Genomic DNA, 23,036 nt, shown 5'->3' with positions numbered 1-23,036 from the left:
CTCGAAAGTCGAAGTGAGCGGCGACAAGGTTGCCGTGACCCGCGAAATCGACGGCGGCGCGCAGACCGTTTCCCTGAAACTGCCAGCGATCGTCACCACTGACCTGCGTTTGAACGAGCCGCGTTATGCGTCCCTGCCAAACATCATGAAAGCCAAGAAGAAGCCTCTCGAAGTGCTGACTCCGGACGCTTTGGGCGTTTCCACCGCCTCCACCAACAAGACTCTGAAAGTCGAAGCGCCGGCTGCACGCAGCGCGGGCATCAAGGTCAAGTCGGTGGCTGAACTGGTCGAGAAACTGAAAAACGAAGCGAAGGTAATCTGATCATGACTATCTTGGTAATCGCTGAACACGACAACAAAGTGCTGGCCCCGGCCACACTGAACACCGTGGCTGCCGCTGCCAAAATCGGTGGCGACATCCACGTATTGGTCGCAGGCCAAGGCGCTGGCGCCGTGGCTGAAGCTGCTGCGAAAATCGCAGGTGTGAGCAAAGTCCTGAATGCTGACAATGCCGCTTACGCGCATCAGCTGCCGGAAAACGTTGCGCCACTGGTTGCCGAGCTTGGCGCTGGCTACAGCCATATCCTGGCTGCTGCCACCTCCAACGGCAAAAACATCCTGCCGCGCGTTGCCGCTGCGCTGGACGTTGACCAGATCTCCGAGATCATCTCGGTAGAAAGCGCTGACACCTTCAAGCGTCCAATCTACGCCGGTAACGCCATCGCTACCGTACAGTCGACCGCTGCGATCAAAGTGATCACCGTGCGTGCTACCGGTTTCGATCCGGTGGCTGCTGAAGGTGGTTCTGCGGCTGTTGAAGCCGTTGCTGCCGCGCACAACGCCGGTACTTCCAGCTTCGTCAACGAAGAACTGGCCAAGTCCGATCGTCCGGAACTGACCGCTGCCAAGATCGTCGTTTCCGGCGGCCGCGGCATGCAGAACGGCGACAACTTCAAACACCTGTACGCCCTGGCCGACAAGCTGGGCGCTGCCGTCGGTGCTTCGCGCGCTGCGGTCGACGCAGGTTTCGTACCGAACGATATGCAGGTCGGTCAGACCGGCAAGATCGTTGCGCCACAGCTGTACATCGCCGTCGGTATTTCCGGCGCGATCCAGCACCTGGCCGGCATGAAAGACTCCAAAGTGATCGTTGCGATCAACAAGGACGAAGAAGCGCCGATCTTCCAGGTGGCCGATTATGGTCTCGTGGCGGATCTGTTCGAAGCGATACCCGAGCTGGAGAAGCTGGTCTAATCCGGCGGCTTCACTTATAAAGAGCCCGACCTTTTGGTCGGGTTTTTTTTGTCTCGGAATTGGATGGGAGCGTTTTGCCATGGAACTGCGCCGCAGCTTGCACTGCTCGCTATTGTTGGGATTGGCACTGTTGCCGGGGTTGGTCGCGGCCGCCGGCAAGTGCGAACGTCTCGTCGTCACCGGCAGCCCGGACGCGCCGCCATACCTGTGGCAAGACCCGCAGAACCCCAAGCAATTGATGGGTGCCAGTGCTGATCTTTTGCAGCAAGTGGCCAAAGACCTGGGCATCAAAGTCCAATTGCTCTACGCCGGCAAGCGCTCGCAAGCCCTGGATGAAGTGCGCAGCGGGCGCATGGACATGCTCGCGGATGCTCCGCTGACCTTCAATGAGCTCGAAAACCTCGACTACATCTATCCGCCGCTGCTGGAAAACGACTATCTGGTGTGGACGCGCAAAGGCTCGACCTTGTTCTACAACGAAGCGCAGGACCTGCACGGACATACCGGAGGTTTGTCGGAAAAGTCTCGAATGACCGAGGCATTCGGTACTTTCGCCGAGCAGCAATTGACCCTGACCCGGACAGCAAACCTCACTCAGGCTTTTCAGAAATTGCTTCTGGGTGAAGTGGAATATGTACTCGCCGGTCGCTACTCGGGCATGGCAGCCGCACAGGCATTGGGCATGGCCAATGACCTGTTGGCCTTCGAGCAACCGATTGATCGACCGGGGCTGTTCCTCGCGGTTTCCCACAACTCGGCGTGCAACGATCCGTGGTTGCGCGGACAGTTGGCCAAAAAGATGACAGAATTGCCCGCGTCCGGACTGACGGAAGCTGTGCTGCAACGCAATATCGAGCGTTGGAAGGCGCAGCAGCAACAGCCGCAACAACCTGTCAGTACCCCAAAACAGTAGGGATTCTTAGTGAGTATTCGACCTCTTTTCGCGGCTGTGGCCGTTCTGGCCATGGCCGGTTGCGCGACCGATCCGGCACCCAATGAACAAATGCGTCTGACCGAGCAGGCCATCACTCAAGCCAAGGCTGTCGGTGCCACCGCCGATGACGTGCCGGAAATGAAACTGGCCGAAACCAAATACAACCGGGCAAAGGGCAACATGGCTGATGAGTCCTACCGGAACGCGCGCATGCGTGCCGAGCAGGCTGAACTGGATGCTCGCCTGGCGGAAGCCAAAGTGCTGACCCAAAAGAGTGAAGAACAGTTGAATGTGCTCAACACCCGCATCATCCGTCTGCGCAAGCAACTGGGAGATGCCCAATGAGCCTCAACTCCAGAGTTCTCGGCGGTTTCATTCTTGCCGGTTGCGCCAGTCTTTACGGCTGTGCGGGTCAACATAGCGAATCCGCTCTGCAAGGGGCCAGCGCCGACTTCCAGAAAGTGAAGGAAGATTCCAACGTGCTGCGCATCGCGCCGAAAGACGTGATTCGCGCCGGTGAATCGCTGGCCCGTGCCGATCGCCTGTCGACCTATTGGGGCAGCGGGTCGGATGTAGTTCATTACGCCTATCTCAGCCAGCGCTACAGTGAAATCGCCCGCGAGCACACCAATCAGGTGCTCAACGAGGAGCGTGCGTCCAAGCTCGAACTGGAGCGTCAGCGCCTGCAACTGGCCCTGCGCGAATCGAAACTGCTCAGCGTGCAGCAGCAGGGCAAGTGGCTTGAAGAACAAATAGTCGCGCTGGCGACCACGCAGACCGACCGTGGTCTGGTGATGACGCTCGGTGATGTGCTGTTCGACACTGGGGAAGCCGAGCTGAAAAACTCGGCCAACCGTGTTGTGTTGAAAATCGTCCAGTTCCTGCAACTCAACCCGAAACGCGTGGTGCGCATCGAGGGTTATGCCGACAGCACCGGTGGTAAGCAGGAAAACCTCAAACTGTCCCGCGACCGTGCGCAGTCCGTTGCCGATGTGCTGACGGATCTGGGCATCGACGAAAAACGCATTCAGGTCGAAGGTTACGGCGACGAATACCCTGTAGACGCCAACGCTTCCGAGCGTGGGCGGGCACAGAACCGTCGTGTGGAAATTGTTTTCTCCGACGAAACAGGCCAGCTCGGCGCCGCCCGCTGAGGGCGGCGTCACTGGAAAGCCCGGGCTGTCAGGCAGCACCGGGCTTTTTTACGTCTGTCGAATAGCTCGCAAATCAATACAGTTGTGGCAGACACTGCACTGTATGGTCGACTAGAGTGACAACTGTCCCAGTACACTTCTAAACTGTTCCGGTATTGTTTCACACAAGAATAAAATGCCCGTGAAATCGAGTGCTGCGTCATGACCAATCTCTTGCTCTACCAACGTATTGCTCAGCAACTGGCCGAAGACATCCGCCGTGGGGTCTATCAACCGGGGGAACGCGTGCCTTCGGTGCGCAAGATGAGTTCGCAACTCAACGTCAGCCATGCGACGGTGTTGCAGGCGTACGCCAACCTCGAAGATCAGGGGCTGATTCGCGCACGGCCACAGTCCGGATATTACGTGCACCAGACCCCGGCGCTGACGGCCCCGACGCCCGACATTGCCCGCGTCGAACGGCCAGGTCTGGTGACCCGCAGCAGCATCATTCAACAAGTTCTGGTCGAGTCCCGCCGTGAAGGCGTATTCCCGTTGGGGGCCGCGGTGCCCAGTGTCGATTACTTGCCGGTGCGCGCACTTCATCAGCAATTGGCCAAGGTCACCCGGTTCCACAGTCCACGGGCGTTCAGCTACATGTTCAGCCCTGGTTTCGAACCGCTGCGCCGGCAGGTAGCGATCCGCATGCGCGACGCCGGTGTGGTGGTCGATCCCTCTGAAGTGGTGATCACCCATGGGTGTGTCGATGCCTTGCAGATGTCGTTGCGGGTGCTGACCCGGCCGGGCGATCTGATCGCCGCCGAGTCGCCGACTTACTACGGCCTGCTGCAATTGGCTGATCTGTTGGGTCTGAAAGTCATTGAAATTCCCAGCGACCCTGCCACTGGCATGAGCTTGGAGGCTCTGCAGTTGGCGGCCAACCAATGGTCGATCAAGGCGTTGGTGCTGACCACACGTCTGAGCAATCCATTGGGCGGCACCATGCCTGAAGAGCGGCAGAAACAACTGCTGCGTCTGGCTTCGGATTTCGATATCCAGATCGTCGAAGACGATATTTATGGCGAGTTGATGTTCGAACAGGGTCGCACCAAGGCGCTCAAGGCTTATGACCGACTGGATCGGGTGATTTACTGCTCGAGTTTCTCCAAGACCTTGTCGCCCGGTGTACGCATCGGTTGGATGATCGCTGGCAAGTATCAGCAGGAAATTCAGCGCTTGCAGACCTTCAGTACCCATTCGGCGTGCAGTGTCACGCAGATGGGGATTGCGGCTTATCTGGAGAATGGCGGTTATGACCGGCATTTACGGTACATCCGCCAGGAATACCGAAAAAATCTCAGTGCGTTTCAGTTGGCGGTGCAGCAGTACTTCCCCGAAGGTACGCAAATGAGCCGGCCCACGGGCGGTTTCATTCTGTGGGTGAGCCTGCCGGGCAGGGTCAATACTCAGGAATTGCATGTTCGTGCGCTGCAACAGGGCATCAGCATCGCCCCTGGGCTGATCTTCAGTAATACCGAGCAGTTCAACCACTGCATCCGCCTGAACTGTGGCACCCCGTGGAACCGCGAGGCGGAGAGGGCGTTGATGACGCTGGGACTGCTGGCGACCCAACTGTGTCAGGAAACGGCTGGCGGATTTTGAGCGAGTGGCGGGTCAAACTTGTCTTGTGACGTCCAACAAGCGAGCATATGGCCCTCTGCCGTTAGCGTCGTTGGGTCCATGAAAGCGTTTCTTCCTGCCATGTGGGTTTTGCTTTGTTTGCTGATGATCGGTCATGCACCTGGTGTCGTGGCGGCCGCAGCTTCAGAAAAACCAGCGGCTACGAGCGCAGCGAAAAAGCCGCCAGTGGCGAAAAAGGCACTGCCAGCCAAGCCTCCCCAGCAGAAAATCGTTAAAAAACGCGCGCCCATCGCCTCCAAGTCGAAACCCGCCAGAGAGGTGGCGAAAACCAAGCTGCCGCCGGCAACACTGGACTTGAGCTTGCCCAAGGAGATGGTCCAGGAATTGAAGCCGAAGGGAACCGTTTCGCTGCCGAAGCACGAGGGCATCCTGCCGCAGTTTTTTGGCGAGAAAACTAGCGGCTTCCAACTCAATGGCCGTTTGCTCAGCAACGAAATGCAGTTGCAACTGCGTAACGAAGAGCGCCGGGATATTGATGGTGCGGCGCTGGATTTCGAATTCAAGCAGTAATTACAACCCGTCTGTGACCCGCAAAGCAGACGCTTTGTCGCAGACTGGTCAGTCATATTCACTTATCCGTAAAAACCCCGGTTCAGGGAATTTGAAACAGCCGTTTTAGCGGTTACTCTGTCCGCGTCCCTTTTACACATTGCCCGTCGCGAGGACTTGTTCGTCATGAAATGCCGTGAAGGCTGTGGCGCTTGCTGCATTGCCCCCTCCATCAGTTCGGCGATTCCCGGCATGCCTGATGGCAAACCTGCCGGCGAACGTTGCGTGCAACTCTCGGTCGAAAACCTGTGCAACATTTTCGGCCGTCCAGAGCGCCCGGCTGTCTGTTCCGGTTTCGCCGCCGATATCGAAGTCTGTGGCCGCAGCCAGGAAGAAGCGATCAAGTTGATCGGTTGGTGGGAGCAAATGACGGCGGCTTGATGTGTCAAACGAACGGAACTTCAACAATAAGGAATAAGACTATGGGTTCGCTGCATCGTATCGCTGTGTTGTGTGGTTTGACTGCCGTGCTGGTGACTTCGGTCGCGCAGGCTGAAGACTGGAAGGTCGCCAAGAACGAGGATGGCATCAAGGTTTCCCTGAGCGAAGTGCCGGGTTCGGACTACAAGTCCTATCAGGGCGTCGCTCTGATGAAGACCACCGTCGCCAAACTGCGTGCATTGCAGGAGGACGTTTCCGGCGCCTGTGCCTGGATTCACGAATGCAAGACCCAGAAACTGCTCAAGCACGAAGGTGATCAGAGCTGGACTTACACCCAGTTCAACACGCCTTGGCCGGTCACCCCGCGTGATTCGGTGCTGCACATCACGACCGTTGAAGGCGCCGACGGCAGCCTGACCCGTAACATGGAGGGTGTGCCGAAGTATGTTCCGGAGGAAAAAGGTTTTGTCCGGGTGGCTCAGGTCAAAGGCTTCTGGAAATTTGTGCCAAAAGGCGATCAGGTCGAAGTGACCTATCAAGTGCACACGGAGCCAGGCGGCAGCGTGCCGGCGATGGTTGCCAACAAGTTTGTCGTTGATGCTCCGTTCAAGACTCTGAAAGCCCTGAAAGAGCTCGCCGAGAAGTAAACACCACGGATTCAGCAAAACGCCCCGATTGATTCGGGGCGTTTTGTTTTATGGCTTTTATTGTGTTTCCAGATATGCGTTGAACGAAATTTTCACAAAGCGTCCAAGACAATTCTCCCGCGCTGTTTCCACGCTGTCCCTGTCTGCCGCCGCTTTAAATGAAAGTGTCTGGTGGCGGGGCACTAATCAATGGCAATGGTGCGGGTGATCGTGCAACATTTGCGCACCGCGCAAGCCCCGGGGTCTGGAATGACCAATAGAGGGCATGGCGCCGCTGTATTTTGCAACTTCAACTTCCAATGGGTCCTAAAACGACATGGCAATCCCGGACGCCCTGAATCAGCAGCGAGCTTCTACTCGTCTACTGCAACCGACCGTCAAATCGCATCTGGCCTACACGCTGCTTTGTGCACTGGTCATGATGGTGATGTTTTCCGTGCTGCGCCTCGCGCTGCTGGTCTACAACCGCGAAATGATCCTCGATACCCCGGTTTCGACGTTCCTTGAAGCTTTCGTCAATGGGTTGCGTTTCGACTTGCGCCTGGTGGTCTACGTTTGCGTTCCGCTGGTACTGGCGCTATTCAGTGCCCGGGCCATGGCGGCGCGCGGATTTTTCCGTCTGTGGCTGACCCTCGCATCGAGCATCGCCCTGTTCCTCGGTCTGATGGAGATGGACTTCTACCGTGAGTTCCACCAGCGCCTTAACGGTCTGGTGTTCCAATACGTGAAAGAAGACCCGAAAACCGTGATGAGCATGCTCTGGTACGGTTTTCCGGTGGTTCGCTATCTGCTGGCGTGGGTTGTCGGCACCGTGATCCTGACGCTGGCGTTCAAAGGCGCCGACCGAGCCACGCGCCCGCGCGGGCCTTTCAGTGGTGGCAGTGTCAGCACGCGTCAGGTCGCGCCGTGGTATACGCGCCTTGCGGTGTTCGTGGTCTGTCTGCTGATTTGCGTGGTGGCCGCCCGTGGCACTCTGCGTCAGGGCCCGCCGCTGCGTTGGGGGGACGTCTACACCACCAATTCGAACTTCGCCAACCAGCTCGGCCTCAACGGCACGCTGTCGCTGATCGCGGCGGCGAAGGATCGGATGGGCGAGGATCGCAACAACATCTGGAAAGCCACGCTGCCACAAGAGCAAGCGCAGAACGTCGTGCGTGAGATGCTGGTCATGCCGGACGACAAACTGGTCGATGCCGATATCGCTGCGGTGCGCCGTGACTACACGCCGCCAGCGGACAAGACCCTGCCGATCAAAAACGTTGTCGTGATCCTGATGGAAAGCATGGCCGGTCACTCGGTCGGCGCGTTGGGGGCTCCGGGCAACATCACGCCATACCTCGACAAACTGTCGAAGGAAGGTCTGCTGTTCGATCGCTTCTTCTCCAACGGCACGCACACCCATCAGGGCATGTTTGCCACCATGGCCTGCTTCCCGAACCTGCCAGGTTTCGAATACTTGATGCAGACCCCGGAAGGCAGCCACAAACTGTCCGGCCTGCCGCAGTTGCTCAGTGCGCGCAAATTTGACGATGTTTACGTTTATAACGGCGACTTCGCCTGGGACAACCAGTCGGGATTCTTCAGCAACCAGGGTATGACTAACTTCGTTGGCCGTAACGACTTCGTCAACCCGGTGTTCTCCGATCCGACGTGGGGCGTGTCCGACCAGGACATGTTTGACCGTGGTCTGCAGGAACTCAAGGCCCGCGAAAACGGCAAGCCGTTCTACGCATTGCTGCAAACCCTGTCCAACCACACGCCTTACGCCTTGCCGACGCCGTTGCCGGTTGAGCGCGTCACCGATCGTGGCTCACTGAACGAGCATTTGACCGCCATGCGTTACTCCGACTGGGCGCTGGGCCAGTTCTTCGAGAAAGCGCGCAAAGAGCCGTACTTCAAGGAAACCCTGTTTGTTATCGTCGGCGACCACGGTTTCGGTAACGAGCGTCAGATCACCGAAATGGACTTGGGCCGCTTCTACGTACCGATGCTGATGATCGCCCCGGGCATCCAGGAGAAGTTCGGTACGCGTGACCACACCGTGGGTACGCAGATCGACATCGTGCCGACCATCATGGGGCGTCTGGGTGGCGAAGTGCGCCATCAGTGCTGGGGCCGTGACTTGCTCAACCTGCCGGAAGGCGACACCGGTTTTGGTGTGATCAAACCGTCGGGCAGCGAGCAGACCACCGCCATCGTCACGGCTGACCAGGTTCTGGTGCTGCCGAAAGAGAAAGAAATGGCACCGAAAATCTATCAGTACCATTTGGGTGCCAACCCGAGTGGGGAGATCATTCCGGATGCTCCGCGCACTGCTGAGTTGAAACTCAAACTCGAGGCGTTCTTGCAAACGGCGACCAAGAGTCTGATTGAAAACACCGCCGGTGTGGTCAGCGGCAAACCAGACTGATGCCCGCGCAATAAAATGCCACGCAAAAAAAAAGAGGCCCTGAAAAGGGCCTCTTTTTTTACGCTTGAATCGTTATATCCGACCGAGTAACAACAGCACGACCAGCACGACCAGCACCACGCCGATAATGCCCGATGGACCGTAACCCCAACTTCTGGAGTGCGGGAAGACCGGCAGGCCACCGATCAGCAACAGGACCAGGATAATGATAAGAATTGTGCCCATGTCGATTTCCTTGTAGATAACGTTCGAGAAGTCTTGGTATTCAGGTCGACTGGAGACTCAGTAATTCCAGGCGGCTTATAAATTCCGACTGGTGCAAATGAAAGAAGATTCAATGTTTTTTTAATGTATTTGGATCGCTCGCTTATTTCTTTTTCCCCTTCCGAAAGTTCAGAACTTAGTCCCTCCCAACGAATCAAACGCGCCACGGTTTTTTCCTACCATTCAGCAATCTGATGGAGCGAGGCTGACGGCACATCCTTCGCTACACTGCGCGAATCTTCCCCGGAACAACAAGGCTGTCTGCTATGCAAAATCGCATGATGATCACTGGCGCGGGCTCGGGTTTAGGTCGCGAAATCGCGCTGCGCTGGGCGCGTGAAGGCTGGCAACTGGCCTTGTCCGATGTCAGTGAACCCGGCCTGCAAGAAACCTTGAAACAGGTGCGCGAGGCCGGCGGCGACGGTTTTATTCAACGCTGCGATGTACGTGATTACAGCCAGCTCACCGCGTTTGCTCAGGCGTGCGAAGAGAAACTCGGCGGCATCGACATCATCGTCAACAACGCCGGTGTGGCCTCGGGAGGGTTCTTCAGCGAATTGTCGCTGGAGGACTGGGATTGGCAGATCGCAATCAACCTGATGGGCGTGGTCAAGGGCTGCAAGGCGTTTCTGCCGTTGCTTGAGCAAAGCAAGGGCAAAATCATCAACATCGCCTCCATGGCGGCGTTGATGCAAGGCCCGGCCATGAGCAACTACAACGTGGCCAAGGCTGGCGTGGTGGCGTTGTCGGAAAGCCTGTTGATTGAACTGGCGCAACAGGAAGTCGGTGTGCATGTCGTCTGCCCGTCATTCTTCCAGACCAACTTGCTTGATTCCTTCCGTGGGCCGAACCCGGCGATGAAAGCGCAGGTTGGCAAGTTGCTGGAAAGTTCGCCGATCAGCGCAGCGGACATCGCTGACTATATCTATCAGCAAGTGGCCGCAGGCGAGTTCATGATCCTGCCTCACGAACAGGGCCGTATGGCCTGGGCGATCAAGCAGAAGAACCCGCAACTGCTCTACAACGAAATGACCACCATGGCCGACAAAATGCGCGCCAAGACCAAGCAGAACAACGCTTGAAACTTGCTTGAAGGGGGGATGCGTCGTTAGGGTGGCGGCAATGGTCATCCTGTCGAGACGCGTCAATGCTCAATTACTTGTGGTTCTTCCTCGCGGCGCTGTTTGAAATCGCCGGTTGTTTCGCCTTCTTCATGTGGCTGCGTCAAGGCAAAAGCGCTCTGTGGGTGATCCCGGCGCTGCTCAGTCTGACGCTGTTCGCCCTGTTGTTGACCCGTGTCGAAGCGGCCTATGCCGGTCGCGCCTATGCCGCTTATGGCGGGATCTACATTGTGGCTTCGATTGGTTGGCTGGCAGTGGTGGAGCGGGTTCGTCCACTGGGTTCGGACTGGATTGGTGTGGCGTTGTGTGTGATCGGTGCGAGCGTGATTCTATTCGGGCCGCGCTTTTGTGCCGCTTGAACTGATGGTTTTGTGGGACGTATCTGACAGTCCTGCGCTGGAGGGGGTGTAGGGCAAGACTGATTTGCCGACCATGCATTGTGGGGCGCACGCAAGCCGCGCATCTTCAGCGTTCGCTAACCCTGAAGGACGAATCTCATGCTTGTACTCAGCCGTGTCGTTGGTGAGTTGATCTCAATCGGTGACGATATTTCCCTGCGCGTTCTGTCAGTGAACGGTTCCAGTGTGCGCTTTGGCGTCGAGGCGCCTCAGAACGTCAATGTGCATCGCGCGGAGGTCTACGAACGGATCCAGCGTCAGCAGGCCAGGCAAAAGGCCCGCTAAGGGCTTCAGTCGAACAGGTGCTTGGGCACGTCGTGCTTGAGCATCAACTGGCACTGCTCGCTTTCCGGATCGAAGACGATCAGCGCCTGGCCTTTGGTCAGCGCCTGACGCACACGCAGCACACGGGTTTCCAGCGGCGTGTCGTCGCCGTTGTCGGTACCGTCGCGGGTGACGAAATCCTCGATCAGGCGAGTGAGGGTGTCGACTTCAAGAGCGTCGTAGGGGATGAGCATGGGCACCTCGGCTAAATCAATGTCGGGATGCTACGGCGATTGATGTTTGGCTGCCAGTTTTGTGTTGCCTGTGCCGGCCCTTCGCGAGCAAGTCCGCCCCCACAGTGAAACGTATTCCAACGGTGGGAGCGGTCCGGGCACCATGGATTTAACTGTCCGAACGTTGCCCTACCAGACTGTCCACCGACGGCACGCGTGTATCACTCTCCATTTGCGTCTCGTGCTCAATCTGATGACTGAAGCGATCAAGCGACGCATTGGCCGGCGCCGCATCGCTGGCGAACACCGGAGGACTCAGAATGTAAGCCCCCAGCAGTCGACTAAGTGCCGCCAGACTGTCGATGTGCGTGCGCTCATAACCGTGCGTCGCATCGCAGCCAAAGGCGAGCAGGGCGGTCCGGATGTCATGGCCGGCGGTCACCGCCGAATGCGCGTCGCTGAAGTAATAGCGGAACAGGTCCCGGCGCACCGGCAACTCGTTCTCGCTGGCCAGACGCAGCAAATGTCGTGACAGGTGATAGTCGTAAGGCCCGCCGGAATCCTGCATCGCCACACTCACCGCATGCTCACTGGAGTGCTGCCCCGGCGCGACCGGCGCAATGTCGATGCCGACGAACTCGCTGACGTCCCACGGCAATGCCGCCGCTGCGCCGCTGCCGGTCTCTTCGGTAATGGTGAACAGCGGGTGACAGTCGATCATCAGTTCCTGACCGCTGTCGACGATGGCTTTGAGTGACGCCAGCAATGCCGCGACCCCCGCTTTGTCATCCAGGTGACGAGCGCTGATATGGCCGCTTTCGGTGAATTCCGGCAGCGGATCGAACGCCACTACGTCGCCGACGCAGATGCCCAGCGATTCGCAGTCAGCCTTGGTCGCGCAATAGGCGTCCAGACGCAACTCCACATGATCCCAACTGATGGGCATCTCATCCACGGCCGTGTTGAACGCGTGTCCGGAGGCCATCAGCGGCAAGACGCTGCCGCGAATCACGCCGTTGTCGGTAAACAGACTGACGCGACTGCCTTCGGCGAAACGGCTCGACCAGCAACCGACCGGGGCGAGGGTCAGGCGACCGTTGTCTTTGACGGCGCGCACAGCGGCGCCGATGGTGTCCAGGTGCGCCGAGACCGCGCGGTCAGGGCTGTTTTTCTTGCCCTTGAGCGTCGCGCGGATGGTGCCACGACGGGTCATCTCGAAGGGAATGCCGAGTTCCTCCAGACGTTCGGCGACGTAACGCACGATGGTGTCGGTGAACCCTGTCGGGCTGGGAATGGCGAGCATTTCCAACAGGACTTTTTGCAGGTAGTTGAGATCTGGTTCGGGAATTTGGAGGGTCATGGAAACTCCTGATGGGTTGAGCACATCGATGGTTTCGATGAGGAGAATTTGGGGTGCCTGATCTGGCCTGATCGCTGGCAGGCCAGATCCCACAGGTTGTGAGGTGAATACAAAACCTGTGGGAGCAGGCTTGCTCGCGAACACGTCAGCCGAGGCGCCGCATCATTACGAGTTAGCTGGCTGACTGTGCGGAAACAGCAAATCGACAAACCGCTCGGCTGTCGGCTGCGGCTCATGGTTGGCCAATCCGGCGCGCTCGTTGGCTTCGATAAACACGTACTCCGGCTGATCCGCCGCCGGCACCATCAGGTCGAGGCCGACCATCGGAATGTCCAGTGCCCGCGCTGCGCGTACCGCTGCATCGATCAGGGTTGGATGCAGAATCGCCGTGACGTCTTCCAGCGTACCGCCGGTGTGCAGATTGGCCGTGCGCCGCACAAACAGCGATTCGCCCGCTGGCAGGATGCTGCTGTAGTCATAACCGGCCGCGTGCAAGGTGCGCTGGGTTTCGTGATCCAGCGGGATCTTGCTTTCGCCGCTGGTGGCCGCTTGCCGGCGGCGACTCTGGGCTTCGATCAGCGCGCCAATCGAATGCTGGCCATCACCGACCACCTCGGCCGGACGACGAATCGCTGCCGCAACGACTTCAAAACCGATCACCAGAATCCGCAGATCCAGCCCTTCGTGAAAGCTTTCCAACAGCACCCGGCTATCAAACTGTTTCGCTGCTTCGATGGCCTGCTGCACCTCTTCAATGCTCTGCAAATCCACCGCCACACCTTGACCCTGTTCACCATCAAGCGGCTTGACCACCACTCGCTGATGCTCATCGAGAAACGCCAGGTTGTCGTCGGCGTTGCCCGCCAATTGCTGCGAGGGCAGGTTGAGCCCCGCCGCCTTCAACACGTTGTGCGTCAGGCTTTTGTCCTGACACAGACTCATGCTGATGGCGCTGGTCAGGTCGCTCAACGATTCGCGACATCGCACGCGGCGCCCACCGTGACTGAGGGTGAACAGTCCGGCATCGGCGTCGTCCACCTGCACATCGATGCCGCGACGGTGCGCCTCCTCGACAATGATCCGCGCATACGGATTGAACTGCGCCTCAGGCCCAGGTCCCAGAAACAGCGGCTGATTGATGCCGTTCTTGCGCTTGATGGCGAAGGTCGAGAGATTGCGAAAACCGAGTTTGGCGTAGAGGCTTTTCGCCTGACGGTTGTCATGCAGCACCGACAGGTCCAGGTAGCTCAGGCCGCGACTCATGAAGTGTTCGATCAAGTGCCGCACCAGCACTTCGCCGACGCCGGGGCGCGAGCATTGCGGATCAACCGCCAGACACCACAAGCTGCTACCGTTTTCCGGGTCTTTGAACGCTTTGTGATGATTCAGACCCATGACGCTGCCGATCACGGCGCCGCTGTCTTCATCCTCGGCCAGCCAGTAAACCGGGCCGCCCTGATGATGCGGGGTTAGCCGTTGGGCATCGATCGGCAACATGCCGCGCGCCTGGTATAGCTGATTGATCGCCTGCCAGTCTGCCTCGCTTTGCGCGCGACGAATGCGGAAACCACGAAACACGCGGGTCGCTTGGCGGTAGTCGCTGAACCACAGGCGCAAGGTGTCGGAGGGGTCGAGAAACAACTGCGTCGGTTCGAGGCCGAGGATCTGTTGCGGCGCGGCAACATACAGCGCGATATCTCGCTCGCCTTGTTGCTCGTTGAGCAACTCCTGGGCCAGCGTTGCCGAGTCAGGAAAGGTGTGGCCGATCAGCAATCGGCCCCAGCCGCAATGCACGGCGATCGGATCGGCGGCCAGTTCGCTGCCGTCCTCGGCCAGCCGCGCCTGCAAACGTTCATAGGACGGAGTCTGACCGCGCAACAGGCGCTGGCTGTAAGCCGTGGCGTGGGGTTTCATCGATCAGATTCCTTGTTCACTGAGCCACAGGTTCAGGGCCGCCAGTTGCCACAGCTTCGAACCACGCAACGGCGTCAGTTGGCCTTGTGGGTCAGTCAGCAATTTGTCGAGCATGGCCGGGTTGAACAGACCGCGATCCTGGCTCGGATCAAGCAACAGTTCACGCACCCAGTTCAACGTGTCGCCTTGCAAATGCTTGAGGCCCGGCACCGGGAAGTAGCCTTTTTTGCGGTCGATCACTTCACTCGGGATGACCCGACGTGCCGCTTCCTTGAGCACTTGTTTGCCACCGTCGGGCAGCTTGAACTGGCCGGGAACCCGCGCCGACAGTTCGACCAGTCGATAATCGAGAAACGGCGTTCGCGCCTCCAGACCCCAAGCCATGGTCATGTTGTCGACGCGTTTGACCGGGTCGTCCACCAGCATCACCGTGCTGTCCAGGCGCAGGGCTTTGTCCACGGCGGCATCGGCACCGGGCTGTGCGAAATGTTCTTTCACGAAGTCGCCGGCGGCGTCATTGGCGGTCAGCCATTTCGGTTGCACGGTGGCGGCGTAGTCGTCGTAGCTGCGGTCGAAAAACGCTTCGCGATAGGCCGCGTAAGGGTCTGGCGCACCGTCCACTTGCGGGTACCAGTGATAACCGGCGAACAACTCGTCGGCACCCTGGCCGCTCTGCACAACCTTGCAGTGCTTGGCCACTTCACGCGACAGCAGATAGAACGCGATGCAGTCGTGGCTGACCATCGGCTCGCTCATGGCGCGAAACGCCGCAGGCAATTGCTCGATGATCTCTTTCTCGTCGATACGCAACTGATGGTGCTGAGTGCCGTAGTGTTTAGCGATCAGATCCGAATACTGAAACTCATCCCCGCGCTCGCCACCGGCATCCTGAAAACCGATCGAGAAGGTCGACAGGTTTTCCACGCCCACTTCACGCAACAGACCGACGAGCATGCTCGAATCGACGCCGCCGGACAGCAGCACGCCGACATCCACCGCCGCACGTTGACGGATCGCCACGGCTTGGCGGGTGCTGTCGAGTACGCGATCGGTCCAGTCTTCGAGGGTGAGGTTCTTCTCGTCGTCGTGTGGGCCGTAGGGCAGGGTCCACCAGGTTTTCTGCTCGGTGGTGCCATCGGCTTCAATGCGCATCCAGGTGGCGGGCGGCAGTTTTTCAATGCCGGCCAGCAGGGTGCGCGGGGCCGGTACCACTGCGTGGAAATTCAGGTAGTGATTGAGCGCCACCGGATCGAGGATCGGGTTGATATCGCCGCCCTTGAGCAGCGCCGGCAGGGCTGAGGCAAAGCGCAGGCGCTGACCGGTGCGCGACAGGTACAACGGCTTTACGCCGAGACGGTCACGGGCGATGAACAAGCGCTGTGCATCGCGCTCCCAAATGGCGAAGGCAAACATGCCGTTGAGTTTCGGCAGCAGCGCTTCACCCCAGGCGTGAAAGCCCTTGAGCAGCACCTCGGTGTCGCCACCGGAATAGAAGGCATAACCGAGCGCTTCGAGTTCGGCTCGCAGTTCAGGGAAGTTGTAGATTGCGCCGTTGAAGGCCAGAGACAGGCCCAATTGACTGTCGATCATCGGCTGCGCCGAGCCGTCCGAGAGGTCCATGATTTTCAGGCGACGATGGCCCAGGGCAATCGGCCCTTGTGCGTGGAAGCCCCACGCGTCGGGGCCACGAGGGGCCAGGTGATGGGTGATTCGCTCAATGGCTGCAAGGTCTGCAGGTTGATGATCAAAGCGTAACTCGCCAGCTAATCCGCACATAAAGTCCTTACCGGTTTTTCCGTTGGGGAGGGGTCAAGCAGTACTACTCAATAAACAGGGTACCCGGAAACTGACCCCCCTCGTTAAACGGAGTTTTAGAACGATAAGTTATAAGGCTGGTTTTGGAGCTATCGCTGCTGCGCAATGAGCGGTCGTTGAGTCTTCGCTGATTGCTGATAATTGAACGGATGGGGCGACGATGTTTTTTGAATAATTGTCAGTTGGCGTCCACCGGCAATCCGTGTTGTTCGGTATCAGGAGCGGACAATCGTTTTTTCAGATCCAGCAGCCGTGACAGGGCATTGTACTTCTCGATGGCGGTCCAACTGCCCAGGCCGGCGAACACGGAGGCCAGCAGTTGATCCGTGGCGTAAGTGCGCAAGCGGCTGCTGAAATCATGGGGTGGGCTGACGGATAGTCGCCCTCTCTGAAGCAAGGTACGCGCTTCGCGCCTATTGGCGTAGGCGGGTTCGTTGACATTGGCGAGCGGCACCGCAATGTCTCTTGCATCCACGGAGAATTTATCCAGATAGCGATCGAAGAGATGTTTGCACAGCCCTTTCTTTAACGGAATAAACGTTATGTCGTTGACAAACGAAATGCTACTCAGATCCATTGCCCTTATTTCATTTTGCTCGGTATTGGTGAGTTGGGAGAAGATGAGTGTTCGGAATTCGTTATTTGTAAGGAAGTTGATGGAGAATCGATATTTGGATTGATCTTCGTTGTCGTCGTTGTAAAAGCCGTCACCCGGGTCGTTGGGTATGTATACGATGTTATGGTCGATTGGCGACTGATCAGTCGGACGGCATGTGATCACAATGGCATCTGTGGTGTACTTGCCAAATAACTGTATCGAATGCAGTTTTATTTTGCCGTTGTTAAACATGTCGCCATTGAAAATGTCTCCGTTTCCGTTTGTCAGTTTCAGCAGGGTAAGAAGCCGGTGCAGAGGGAAATCGGGGCTTTTAAAGTATTTTTCATAGGCGTTGAGCTTTATGTTGAATTTGTGCAGGCGCGTGCCGATCAAATCAATGTTTGAAACTTTAAATGTTCTGGCGATGTGTTTCTGGTATTGACCTCCCAGATCCAGCTTGCGACTGAGAGCAGCAAATTCTTGTGCAGACACCTTGATCGTGTCAGGGGCGTCAGCGGATCCCTGGCCGAGCATGTCCAAAATCTCGCTGTCGTTCGAGAAGTAACCGGGAGCCGCTTCTTCGTCGGTGAAGTTCAGCATCGCCGCCTGCAGCAGGGTATAGGTAAATGACTCACCGTCCGTAGAGTTTGCAGGCATCAGTCTGAGGCTGTCGTAGACGCCGAGCCGTGTTCCATGGGTTTGCAGCAGTTCACGGTGAAGTTCGCGTTTGCAGAAACTTTCCGGTGTTTCCAGCTTGCCTGCCAGCTCATCAATATAAGTCTGATAGGGCAGCGCGTCATCGAGCGTTGCGCGCAATCCGGCCAGCCTGGTGGAATCTTCTTTTGCCATACCGTGGGTGATGAAACGTTGCACGGCAGTTGCCTTGTCCTGAACCTGGACGTCATCGGAAATGTTCGCGCTGGCGTCAACGTCCGATATCGTGGCGGGCGGGGTGTTTGTTGGTAAAGTCATGCGGGAAGTCCCTTTCGTAAATGAGACATCATGTTATGTGGGTTTATCGTGATGAAAACAGTTCTATTATTGAATGGTCTCGAGTGTGTTTTTGGTTGGTATTTGAATGTTTAATATAGATATGTATTGCACGGTTTTGTGTGAAGTGTGTTTGTTGTAATGTGATTTGCAGGTGTCGGGGTCTTCTATTTTAATTTTAAGTGGATGCGGATAAGGTTAAAGCTCAAACCTGCAATAAAGGACTATTGCCGATGACCACCACACAGGATAAATCCGCACCGCGTGCGCCGACTCAGAATGAAGTTCTCGGCGTCTTGCTGGAAGCCACAGCAGACCTGGACAGCGCCGAGGCGCTGCGCAAGAGCCTGCCCGAAATGTTGCTTAACAGTTCGACCAGCACGCTGGTCGCGCTCGATCAAACCGCGCGCGACCTGCTCACGATTCAACTCAAGGTCGAGAAGGATCTGCTCAAGCTCAAACCTCTGAATGCCTTTTGTATTGCTGAGTTGACCAGCGCGCTGAATGCCAAGTGGTCGGCGGTCTTCGATGTTGAAAAGGATCTGTTGAGTTTGCCGGGGGTTGATTGCGGTTGCCCGCCAACCTCTACCGACCCTGAGGGCATTCAAACCTTTCCACATGCCACACAGACATTGCTGCAAGCGGCGATGCAGAATTTCACCGAAGACGAGGAGACCGATAACTACCCCGTCGGCAGTCAGGTGCGGGTGAGTAGCGTACCGTCGGGCGTGGCCGGACTGACGCCGGCGTCGTTCGCCAAATTCTGCCGTGAACTGGATCTGGGCAAGCGTTATCAGGCGCATTTTCAGCAGGTGTTCGGCCTGGTGGACGACGCCGGTAAAGTGACGGCCACCCGTCCGATGACCCGCGACATCGCTGCGATGAAGAAACTTCTGCTGCAACTGGACATGTATCTGGCCGCAGTCAGGCAGCACATCACACCGGCTGGCCTGCAGACCGTGCAGAGGCTGATCGCCGCCGACGGCGCGGTCTCGGCGAAAACCCTGCACTACAGCAATCGTCCATTAATGATGCACGGCATCGAGGTGCTCGACAGTTGCATCTGGGGGGTTGTGGTGTTTGCAGTCCGGTCGATTGAGTTATACCCCAACGAGCAGTGTCTGGTGTACATGGCTAACGAGCCCGAGAGGCCTCTGTATGAGTACTCGAGCTTCACTGCTTTCAAGGAGTACCTCACGCAAAAGCTGAGTGACAAGAGCTACCAGGATTACTTCGCCAACAGCATTGATGAAGATGACAAGGCGGACTTCTTCAAGACCTTCGCCGACACCGCCGATTTGGGCCACATCCGGCAGTTGCCAATTGCTGTGCCGCTGTTCGAGTTCATGTTGCAAAGCCATGTCGGCAAGATGCAGATCGACGCCCGCAAACTCGCTGTGCCGACGGCCGATATCGATCAGGATGTGCGACAGAAACGCTTGCTGGGTTTTCTGGAACTGGGTGTGACCATTGCGACGGTGGCGGGTTTTTTCGTGCCGGTTGTCGGTCAGTTGATGATGGGCGTCGCGGTTGGCCAACTTCTGGCGCAAGTGTATGAGGGGGTCGAGGACTGGCAGCGGGGCGACCAGCAGGAGGCGCTGTCGCATCTGCTCAGCGTGGCGGAAGACATTGCGCTGATGGGCGTGTTCGCTGGTGGACAGAAGGCGGTGGGCACGCTGGGACGCAAACTGATTCGGGCCCATCCGGAGTTTTTCGGGCAGTTCACCGCGATTCTGGATAGGGCCGGTAAACCGCGTCTTTGGAGGCCAGATCTCACCTCGTATGAACATCGGCTGCCAGCCGGAATCACGATGGCCGATGACTCCGTCGAGTTGTATCCGCTCAAGGAAAAAACCGTCGGCCGGGTCGACCATGGAACATTCAGCGGGTCAGTCGATCCCGACACGAAGGTCTGGCACCTCGATCATCCCGAGCGCCCGAAAGCCTATGCTCCCGGGCTTGAGCAACACGTCGAGGGTGGCTGGCGACTGGCGGCTGAAGATGCCGAAACGTGGAATAGCGCCCCCTATACCCTCAAGCGTATCGATCCGCGTCTGAGTGAGTTCTCGGACACGGATCTGGACATGATTCGCCGAATCAGCGAAATCTCCCACGATCAATTGCACCGGGTTTTTAACGATAATCTGGCCTTGCCTGCCCGGTTACGCGACACCGTGGAACGCCTGCAGATCGAGCGTCAGTCAAGCCAACTCACCGCTGAGCTTGAACGTGGGGACATTCACGCAGGCCAACCTTTGCAGGAACAACTGCATTGCTTGCCGCAGCTGCCAGGCTGGCCGACAGACCGCTACATCGAGGTCATCGATAGCGAAGGAGACGTCACGGCAACCTATCCCGCGACCAGCATCCGCGTCGCTGCGCTCAGTGTGGAGGTCACGCAAGAGCAATTGGCCGAAGGACAGTTGTTGCAGTCGGTGATCGATGCCCTCTCCCCGCGCGAGGTTGAGGCCATGCTGGGGGGCAAGGTCAGCGCCGGCTCGCAAAAGCAAGCGTTGGCGAAGAAACTGGGAGCCTTGTTCAAGGCTGAGCGTCGATCGATTTTCGATCGTATGTATCAACGCTACGACCAGAGTGAGGCTGACGAGGTCAAGACATTACGCAGCGCGTTCGCCGAGATTCCTGCGCGCTATGCTCAGCGCCTGATTGACCAGGCGCCGAGCATCGAGCGTCTGCATTTGCGCTCAACCGGGCGCCTGCCTTTGCGCTTGGCGCAGAAAGTCCGCCATGCCACTGCCGCCGTGCGCCTTGACCGTGCCCTGAGCGGTTTGCTCGTGCCGCAGGTGGCCCATGCCGATAGTGAAAAACTGGCGATCCAGTTACTGCCCCGTTTGAGTGGCTGGGACCCGAATCTGCGCCTGACGTTGCGTGACAAGACGCTGAACGGGCCGGTACTGGAAGCCATCGGTAACGAAGCGGCGACGCCCTTGAATACCTGCACACTGGTCAAGTCCAGTGGCGGCTACGAAGCCTTCACTGGCGACGGTAAATCCCTGGGGCGTGTGGCGTCGGAGCCAGACAACCTGTATGCCGCGATCCTCAAGGCACTCCCGTCGGCTCAGCGTACAACCGCGGGTTTTGCTGACCCGGTGACCGCCGACAGTGCCCGATTGCGCAGTCAATTACTGAACATTGCGCTGGACGAACGTGAGGCCAGTGCCCGGGTATTGACCACCGGCAAGTTCGAGCCGTTGGTCTCCGACCCCCCCTGCATTCAGGGCGATCATGCAATGCGTGCGACAGCTCATCCACGCGCGTTATTACGTAAGGTGAGAAGGCTCTATCCCAGCTTTACCGAGGCGCAGGCCAGTGAGTTTATTGATCGATCGGGCAATGATCCGCTGACCCGCGCTACACGGGTGAAAGGTTTGCGCCGTGATCTGGAGCAACTGCGCAAGGTGCTCGAAGTCTGGACTGAGGATCAGGCCGGCATGACGTTGATGGGGGGGGATTTGCGTGAAGTGCGGCACAGCCGCAAGACGACGGCCGAGATGATCGAGGATGGGTTTCGGCGGCTTTTTCTGGCCACCGATGAAAGTGGAAAATCGATCTGTGTATTGAATCTTGACGGGATGCGGGTGGGGACGTTGCCCACGCTCCCACCGGGGTTGAATTTCGATCATATCCAGCAGTTGTCGCTCAAGAACATGGAGCAGGGCGACGACCTGGTTTATTTCCTCAAGTCATTCAAGCACGCCGAGTCTGTGGACCTCGACGGCAACGCACTCACGCGCCTGCCTGAGGTGTTGTCGCACATGCCTGATCTGACCCGGGTGAGTCTGGCGGGTAACCGGATCAAACTGACCGAACATACACTGGTGAAGCTTGCCAACCTGCGCACACTGCACTCCTTGAATCTGAACAGTAACCCGCTGGGGGCGACTCCGGAGGTGGGCAAGATGTTTGATTTACGTTCCCTGTGTCTGCGCGACACCCGTGTCACGGAGCTGCCCAAAGGTCTTGAACGCCTGCCTCACCTGGATTGGGTCGATCTGCGCGAAAATCAGATCAAGCAGCTACCGGATTGGTTATTCAAGACCTCGCGACGTTTCAGCGAGGCGCTGGACCTGCGAGGTAATCCCTTGTCGTTAGCCAGCAGGACTCATCTGGCGGACTATCGAAACAATGTGGGTGTTGGCATGGGCTATCTGGAGAACGATAACGCGCGTCTCGATGAACAGAAGGCGCGTTCGCTGTGGTTCGAGGGCGGCGCCGGAGGGGACTGGGCCCAGCGTGACCGGATCTGGACCTTATTCAAGGAGGATCCCCGGGCCGAGGGCCTGTTTCATTTATTGGCGGAGCTGGGCAATACCGCCGACTTTGAAAAAGTCGCCGAAGACACGTGTCGACGTGTCTGGGCAGTGCTTGAGGCTGCCCAAACCGATGCGATCCTGAGTGAGCAAGTGTTCGATCTGGCCGCCAACCCGATCAATTGCACGGACAGCGCAGCCGTCAACTTCAGCCAGCTCGAACTCGCTGTGGAAGTCAACAAGATCACCAGGCTTGCCGGTGGCCGAGTGACCTCTGTACACCCGTTGCTCAAACTTGGCCGAGGCCTGTTTCGGCTGGACAAACTGGATCAGATTGCCCATGAGCATGCGCTTAACGATGCCAGTGCTGATCCGCTGGAGGTGAACCTGGCTTATCGCATCGGGCTGGCCGAAGAGTTCGATCTGCCGGGACAGCCGCGTCATATGCGTTTTGCCATCCTGGGCGGGGTGACCGAAGCCAATCTGGAGACTGCCAGGAACAGGATCAGTGTCGCTGAGCTGTCTTCCGAATGGCTGACGTTCCTGCTGCGTCAGCCGTTCTGGTGCGAGTACTTGAAGCGCACGTATCCCAGGCAATTCGCGAGCCTCGAGGAAACCTTTCCGGCGCGGCTGGACGCGGTGTTCGAACAGGCGAGCAAACTCTCCACGGCCGATTACCTGAACCAGATGGACGTCATCAGGCTCGAACGGGAGCAGGCCGAAGAGGCTGTGCTCAAGCGCCTGACGGGAGAGGCCATTCGCTTGGGGGATCTGGGCCTCTGCGCAATGCCCGATGCTTGAG

At 57.9% G+C, this 23,036-nt stretch carries 20 protein-coding genes; 14 read left to right on the top strand and 6 right to left on the bottom strand.

The genetic code is table 11. From position 1 onward, the window contains the following. The 10 genes from ACIOU6_RS08960 to ACIOU6_RS08915 form a co-directional block, all read left to right on the top strand. Positions 1 to 322, top strand: a 322-nt coding sequence (locus ACIOU6_RS08960; protein ID WP_401135516.1) for an electron transfer flavoprotein subunit beta/FixA family protein, incomplete at its 5' end; no start/stop codon positions are given. Between the two features lie 2 nt (positions 323 to 324). Then, on the top strand, positions 325 to 1,254 hold the full coding sequence (locus ACIOU6_RS08955; RefSeq protein ID WP_401135513.1) for an electron transfer flavoprotein subunit alpha/FixB family protein: 930 nt from the start codon (positions 325 to 327) through the stop codon (positions 1,252 to 1,254). Between the two features lie 79 nt (positions 1,255 to 1,333). Beyond that, on the top strand, positions 1,334 to 2,167 hold the full coding sequence (locus ACIOU6_RS08950; RefSeq protein WP_401135510.1) for a substrate-binding periplasmic protein: 834 nt from the start codon (positions 1,334 to 1,336) through the stop codon (positions 2,165 to 2,167). Between the two features lie 9 nt (positions 2,168 to 2,176). After that, a complete protein-coding gene (locus ACIOU6_RS08945) occupies positions 2,177 to 2,533 on the top strand; it encodes a DUF4398 domain-containing protein (RefSeq protein WP_221729296.1) in 357 nt (118 codons plus the stop codon). Then, positions 2,530 to 3,342, top strand: a complete 813-nt coding sequence (locus ACIOU6_RS08940) for an OmpA family protein (RefSeq protein WP_221729295.1) — start codon at positions 2,530 to 2,532, stop codon at positions 3,340 to 3,342. Before ACIOU6_RS08945 ends, ACIOU6_RS08940 begins: the two co-directional genes overlap by 4 nt. 201 nt (positions 3,343 to 3,543) lie before the next feature. Further along, on the top strand, positions 3,544 to 4,983 hold the full coding sequence (locus ACIOU6_RS08935; RefSeq protein ID WP_221729294.1) for a PLP-dependent aminotransferase family protein: 1,440 nt from the start codon (positions 3,544 to 3,546) through the stop codon (positions 4,981 to 4,983). 78 nt (positions 4,984 to 5,061) lie between these two features. Continuing rightward, positions 5,062 to 5,532 carry a translation initiation factor 2 gene (locus tag ACIOU6_RS08930; protein WP_401135506.1) on the top strand — a complete coding sequence of 157 codons (471 nt, stop codon included), beginning with the start codon at positions 5,062 to 5,064 and terminating at the stop codon, positions 5,530 to 5,532. A 165-nt stretch (positions 5,533 to 5,697) separates the two neighbouring features. After that, positions 5,698 to 5,952 (top strand): YkgJ family cysteine cluster protein, encoded by a 255-nt coding sequence (locus ACIOU6_RS08925; protein ID WP_221729292.1) that lies wholly within the window; start codon positions 5,698 to 5,700, stop codon positions 5,950 to 5,952. Between the two features lie 41 nt (positions 5,953 to 5,993). Then, positions 5,994 to 6,599, top strand: coding sequence for an START domain-containing protein (locus ACIOU6_RS08920; RefSeq protein WP_221729291.1), 606 nt, complete (start codon positions 5,994 to 5,996; stop codon positions 6,597 to 6,599). A gap of 316 nt (positions 6,600 to 6,915) precedes the next feature. Next, positions 6,916 to 9,009, top strand: coding sequence for an LTA synthase family protein (locus tag ACIOU6_RS08915; RefSeq protein WP_221729290.1), 2,094 nt, complete (start codon positions 6,916 to 6,918; stop codon positions 9,007 to 9,009). Positions 9,010 to 9,081: 72 nt separating this feature from the next. On the opposite strand, the gene ACIOU6_RS08910 is transcribed toward ACIOU6_RS08915, so the two are convergent. Next, positions 9,082 to 9,240, bottom strand: coding sequence for a DUF3309 family protein (locus tag ACIOU6_RS08910; RefSeq protein ID WP_221729422.1), 159 nt, complete (start codon positions 9,238 to 9,240; stop codon positions 9,082 to 9,084). Positions 9,241 to 9,539: 299 nt separating this feature from the next. Here ACIOU6_RS08910 and ACIOU6_RS08905 point away from each other — a divergent pair, with 299 nt between their 5' ends. From ACIOU6_RS08905 to csrA, 3 genes are all read left to right on the top strand, one after another. Next, complete coding sequence (locus ACIOU6_RS08905; protein WP_401135502.1) at positions 9,540 to 10,355, top strand: SDR family oxidoreductase; 816 nt, start codon at positions 9,540 to 9,542, stop codon at positions 10,353 to 10,355. Between the two features lie 65 nt (positions 10,356 to 10,420). Beyond that, the gene (locus ACIOU6_RS08900) at positions 10,421 to 10,753 is read left to right on the top strand and encodes a YnfA family protein (RefSeq protein ID WP_221729288.1); all 333 of its coding nucleotides are present in this window, start codon (positions 10,421 to 10,423) and stop codon (positions 10,751 to 10,753) included. A gap of 138 nt (positions 10,754 to 10,891) precedes the next feature. Then, a complete protein-coding gene (gene csrA / locus ACIOU6_RS08895; protein WP_221729287.1) occupies positions 10,892 to 11,077 on the top strand; it encodes a carbon storage regulator CsrA in 186 nt (61 codons plus the stop codon). Positions 11,078 to 11,082: 5 nt separating this feature from the next. Here csrA and ACIOU6_RS08890 read toward each other — a convergent pair whose 3' ends face one another. From ACIOU6_RS08890 to ACIOU6_RS08870, 5 genes are all read right to left on the bottom strand, one after another. Continuing rightward, positions 11,083 to 11,310 carry a YheU family protein gene (locus ACIOU6_RS08890; protein ID WP_003192759.1) on the bottom strand — a complete coding sequence of 76 codons (228 nt, stop codon included), beginning with the start codon at positions 11,308 to 11,310 and terminating at the stop codon, positions 11,083 to 11,085. 148 nt (positions 11,311 to 11,458) lie between these two features. Continuing rightward, the gene (locus ACIOU6_RS08885; protein ID WP_339431124.1) at positions 11,459 to 12,649 is read right to left on the bottom strand and encodes an osmoprotectant NAGGN system M42 family peptidase; all 1,191 of its coding nucleotides are present in this window, start codon (positions 12,647 to 12,649) and stop codon (positions 11,459 to 11,461) included. Between the two features lie 165 nt (positions 12,650 to 12,814). Continuing rightward, a complete protein-coding gene (gene ngg, locus ACIOU6_RS08880) occupies positions 12,815 to 14,563 on the bottom strand; it encodes an N-acetylglutaminylglutamine synthetase (protein ID WP_221729285.1) in 1,749 nt (582 codons plus the stop codon). 3 nt (positions 14,564 to 14,566) lie between these two features. Further along, complete coding sequence (locus tag ACIOU6_RS08875; RefSeq protein ID WP_221729284.1) at positions 14,567 to 16,339, bottom strand: N-acetylglutaminylglutamine amidotransferase; 1,773 nt, start codon at positions 16,337 to 16,339, stop codon at positions 14,567 to 14,569. A gap of 217 nt (positions 16,340 to 16,556) precedes the next feature. Further along, a complete protein-coding gene (locus ACIOU6_RS08870; RefSeq protein ID WP_401135498.1) occupies positions 16,557 to 17,948 on the bottom strand; it encodes a dermonecrotic toxin domain-containing protein in 1,392 nt (463 codons plus the stop codon). 251 nt (positions 17,949 to 18,199) lie between these two features. Between ACIOU6_RS08870 and ACIOU6_RS08865 the strand changes: the two genes are divergently transcribed. Further along, positions 18,200 to 23,035 carry an NEL-type E3 ubiquitin ligase domain-containing protein gene (locus tag ACIOU6_RS08865; RefSeq protein ID WP_401135495.1) on the top strand — a complete coding sequence of 1,612 codons (4,836 nt, stop codon included), beginning with the start codon at positions 18,200 to 18,202 and terminating at the stop codon, positions 23,033 to 23,035. Position 23,036 lies beyond the last annotated feature (1 nt).

It is taken from the genome of Pseudomonas sp. NPDC087615, from assembly GCF_044743445.1.
In the GTDB taxonomy this organism is placed as follows: Bacteria; Pseudomonadota; Gammaproteobacteria; order Pseudomonadales; family Pseudomonadaceae; genus Aquipseudomonas; species Aquipseudomonas baetica_A.
The sequence above is the reverse complement of the archived record's forward strand: the minus strand, read 5'-3'. Positions and strand labels throughout refer to the sequence as shown.

What these genes read in the sequence shown, in the direction of transcription:
- ACIOU6_RS08940 (WP_221729295.1), top strand. Translation starts at nt 2,530, where the DNA reads ATGAGCCTCAACTCCAGAGTTCTCGGCGGTTTCATTCTTGCCGGTTGC.
- ACIOU6_RS08875 (WP_221729284.1), bottom strand. Translation starts at nt 16,339, where the DNA reads ATGTGCGGATTAGCTGGCGAGTTACGCTTTGATCATCAACCTGCAGAC.
- ngg (WP_221729285.1), bottom strand. Translation starts at nt 14,563, where the DNA reads ATGAAACCCCACGCCACGGCTTACAGCCAGCGCCTGTTGCGCGGTCAG.
- ACIOU6_RS08905 (WP_401135502.1), top strand. Translation starts at nt 9,540, where the DNA reads ATGCAAAATCGCATGATGATCACTGGCGCGGGCTCGGGTTTAGGTCGC.
- ACIOU6_RS08925 (WP_221729292.1), top strand. Translation starts at nt 5,698, where the DNA reads ATGAAATGCCGTGAAGGCTGTGGCGCTTGCTGCATTGCCCCCTCCATC.
- ACIOU6_RS08900 (WP_221729288.1), top strand. Translation starts at nt 10,421, where the DNA reads ATGCTCAATTACTTGTGGTTCTTCCTCGCGGCGCTGTTTGAAATCGCC.
- ACIOU6_RS08890 (WP_003192759.1), bottom strand. Translation starts at nt 11,310, where the DNA reads ATGCTCATCCCCTACGACGCTCTTGAAGTCGACACCCTCACTCGCCTG.
- ACIOU6_RS08935 (WP_221729294.1), top strand. Translation starts at nt 3,544, where the DNA reads ATGACCAATCTCTTGCTCTACCAACGTATTGCTCAGCAACTGGCCGAA.
- ACIOU6_RS08885 (WP_339431124.1), bottom strand. Translation starts at nt 12,649, where the DNA reads ATGACCCTCCAAATTCCCGAACCAGATCTCAACTACCTGCAAAAAGTC.
- ACIOU6_RS08950 (WP_401135510.1), top strand. Translation starts at nt 1,334, where the DNA reads ATGGAACTGCGCCGCAGCTTGCACTGCTCGCTATTGTTGGGATTGGCA.
- csrA (WP_221729287.1), top strand. Translation starts at nt 10,892, where the DNA reads ATGCTTGTACTCAGCCGTGTCGTTGGTGAGTTGATCTCAATCGGTGAC.
- ACIOU6_RS08865 (WP_401135495.1), top strand. Translation starts at nt 18,200, where the DNA reads ATGACCACCACACAGGATAAATCCGCACCGCGTGCGCCGACTCAGAAT.
- ACIOU6_RS08955 (WP_401135513.1), top strand. Translation starts at nt 325, where the DNA reads ATGACTATCTTGGTAATCGCTGAACACGACAACAAAGTGCTGGCCCCG.
- ACIOU6_RS08930 (WP_401135506.1), top strand. Translation starts at nt 5,062, where the DNA reads ATGAAAGCGTTTCTTCCTGCCATGTGGGTTTTGCTTTGTTTGCTGATG.
- ACIOU6_RS08870 (WP_401135498.1), bottom strand. Translation starts at nt 17,948, where the DNA reads ATGACTTTACCAACAAACACCCCGCCCGCCACGATATCGGACGTTGAC.
- ACIOU6_RS08920 (WP_221729291.1), top strand. Translation starts at nt 5,994, where the DNA reads ATGGGTTCGCTGCATCGTATCGCTGTGTTGTGTGGTTTGACTGCCGTG.
- ACIOU6_RS08915 (WP_221729290.1), top strand. Translation starts at nt 6,916, where the DNA reads ATGGCAATCCCGGACGCCCTGAATCAGCAGCGAGCTTCTACTCGTCTA.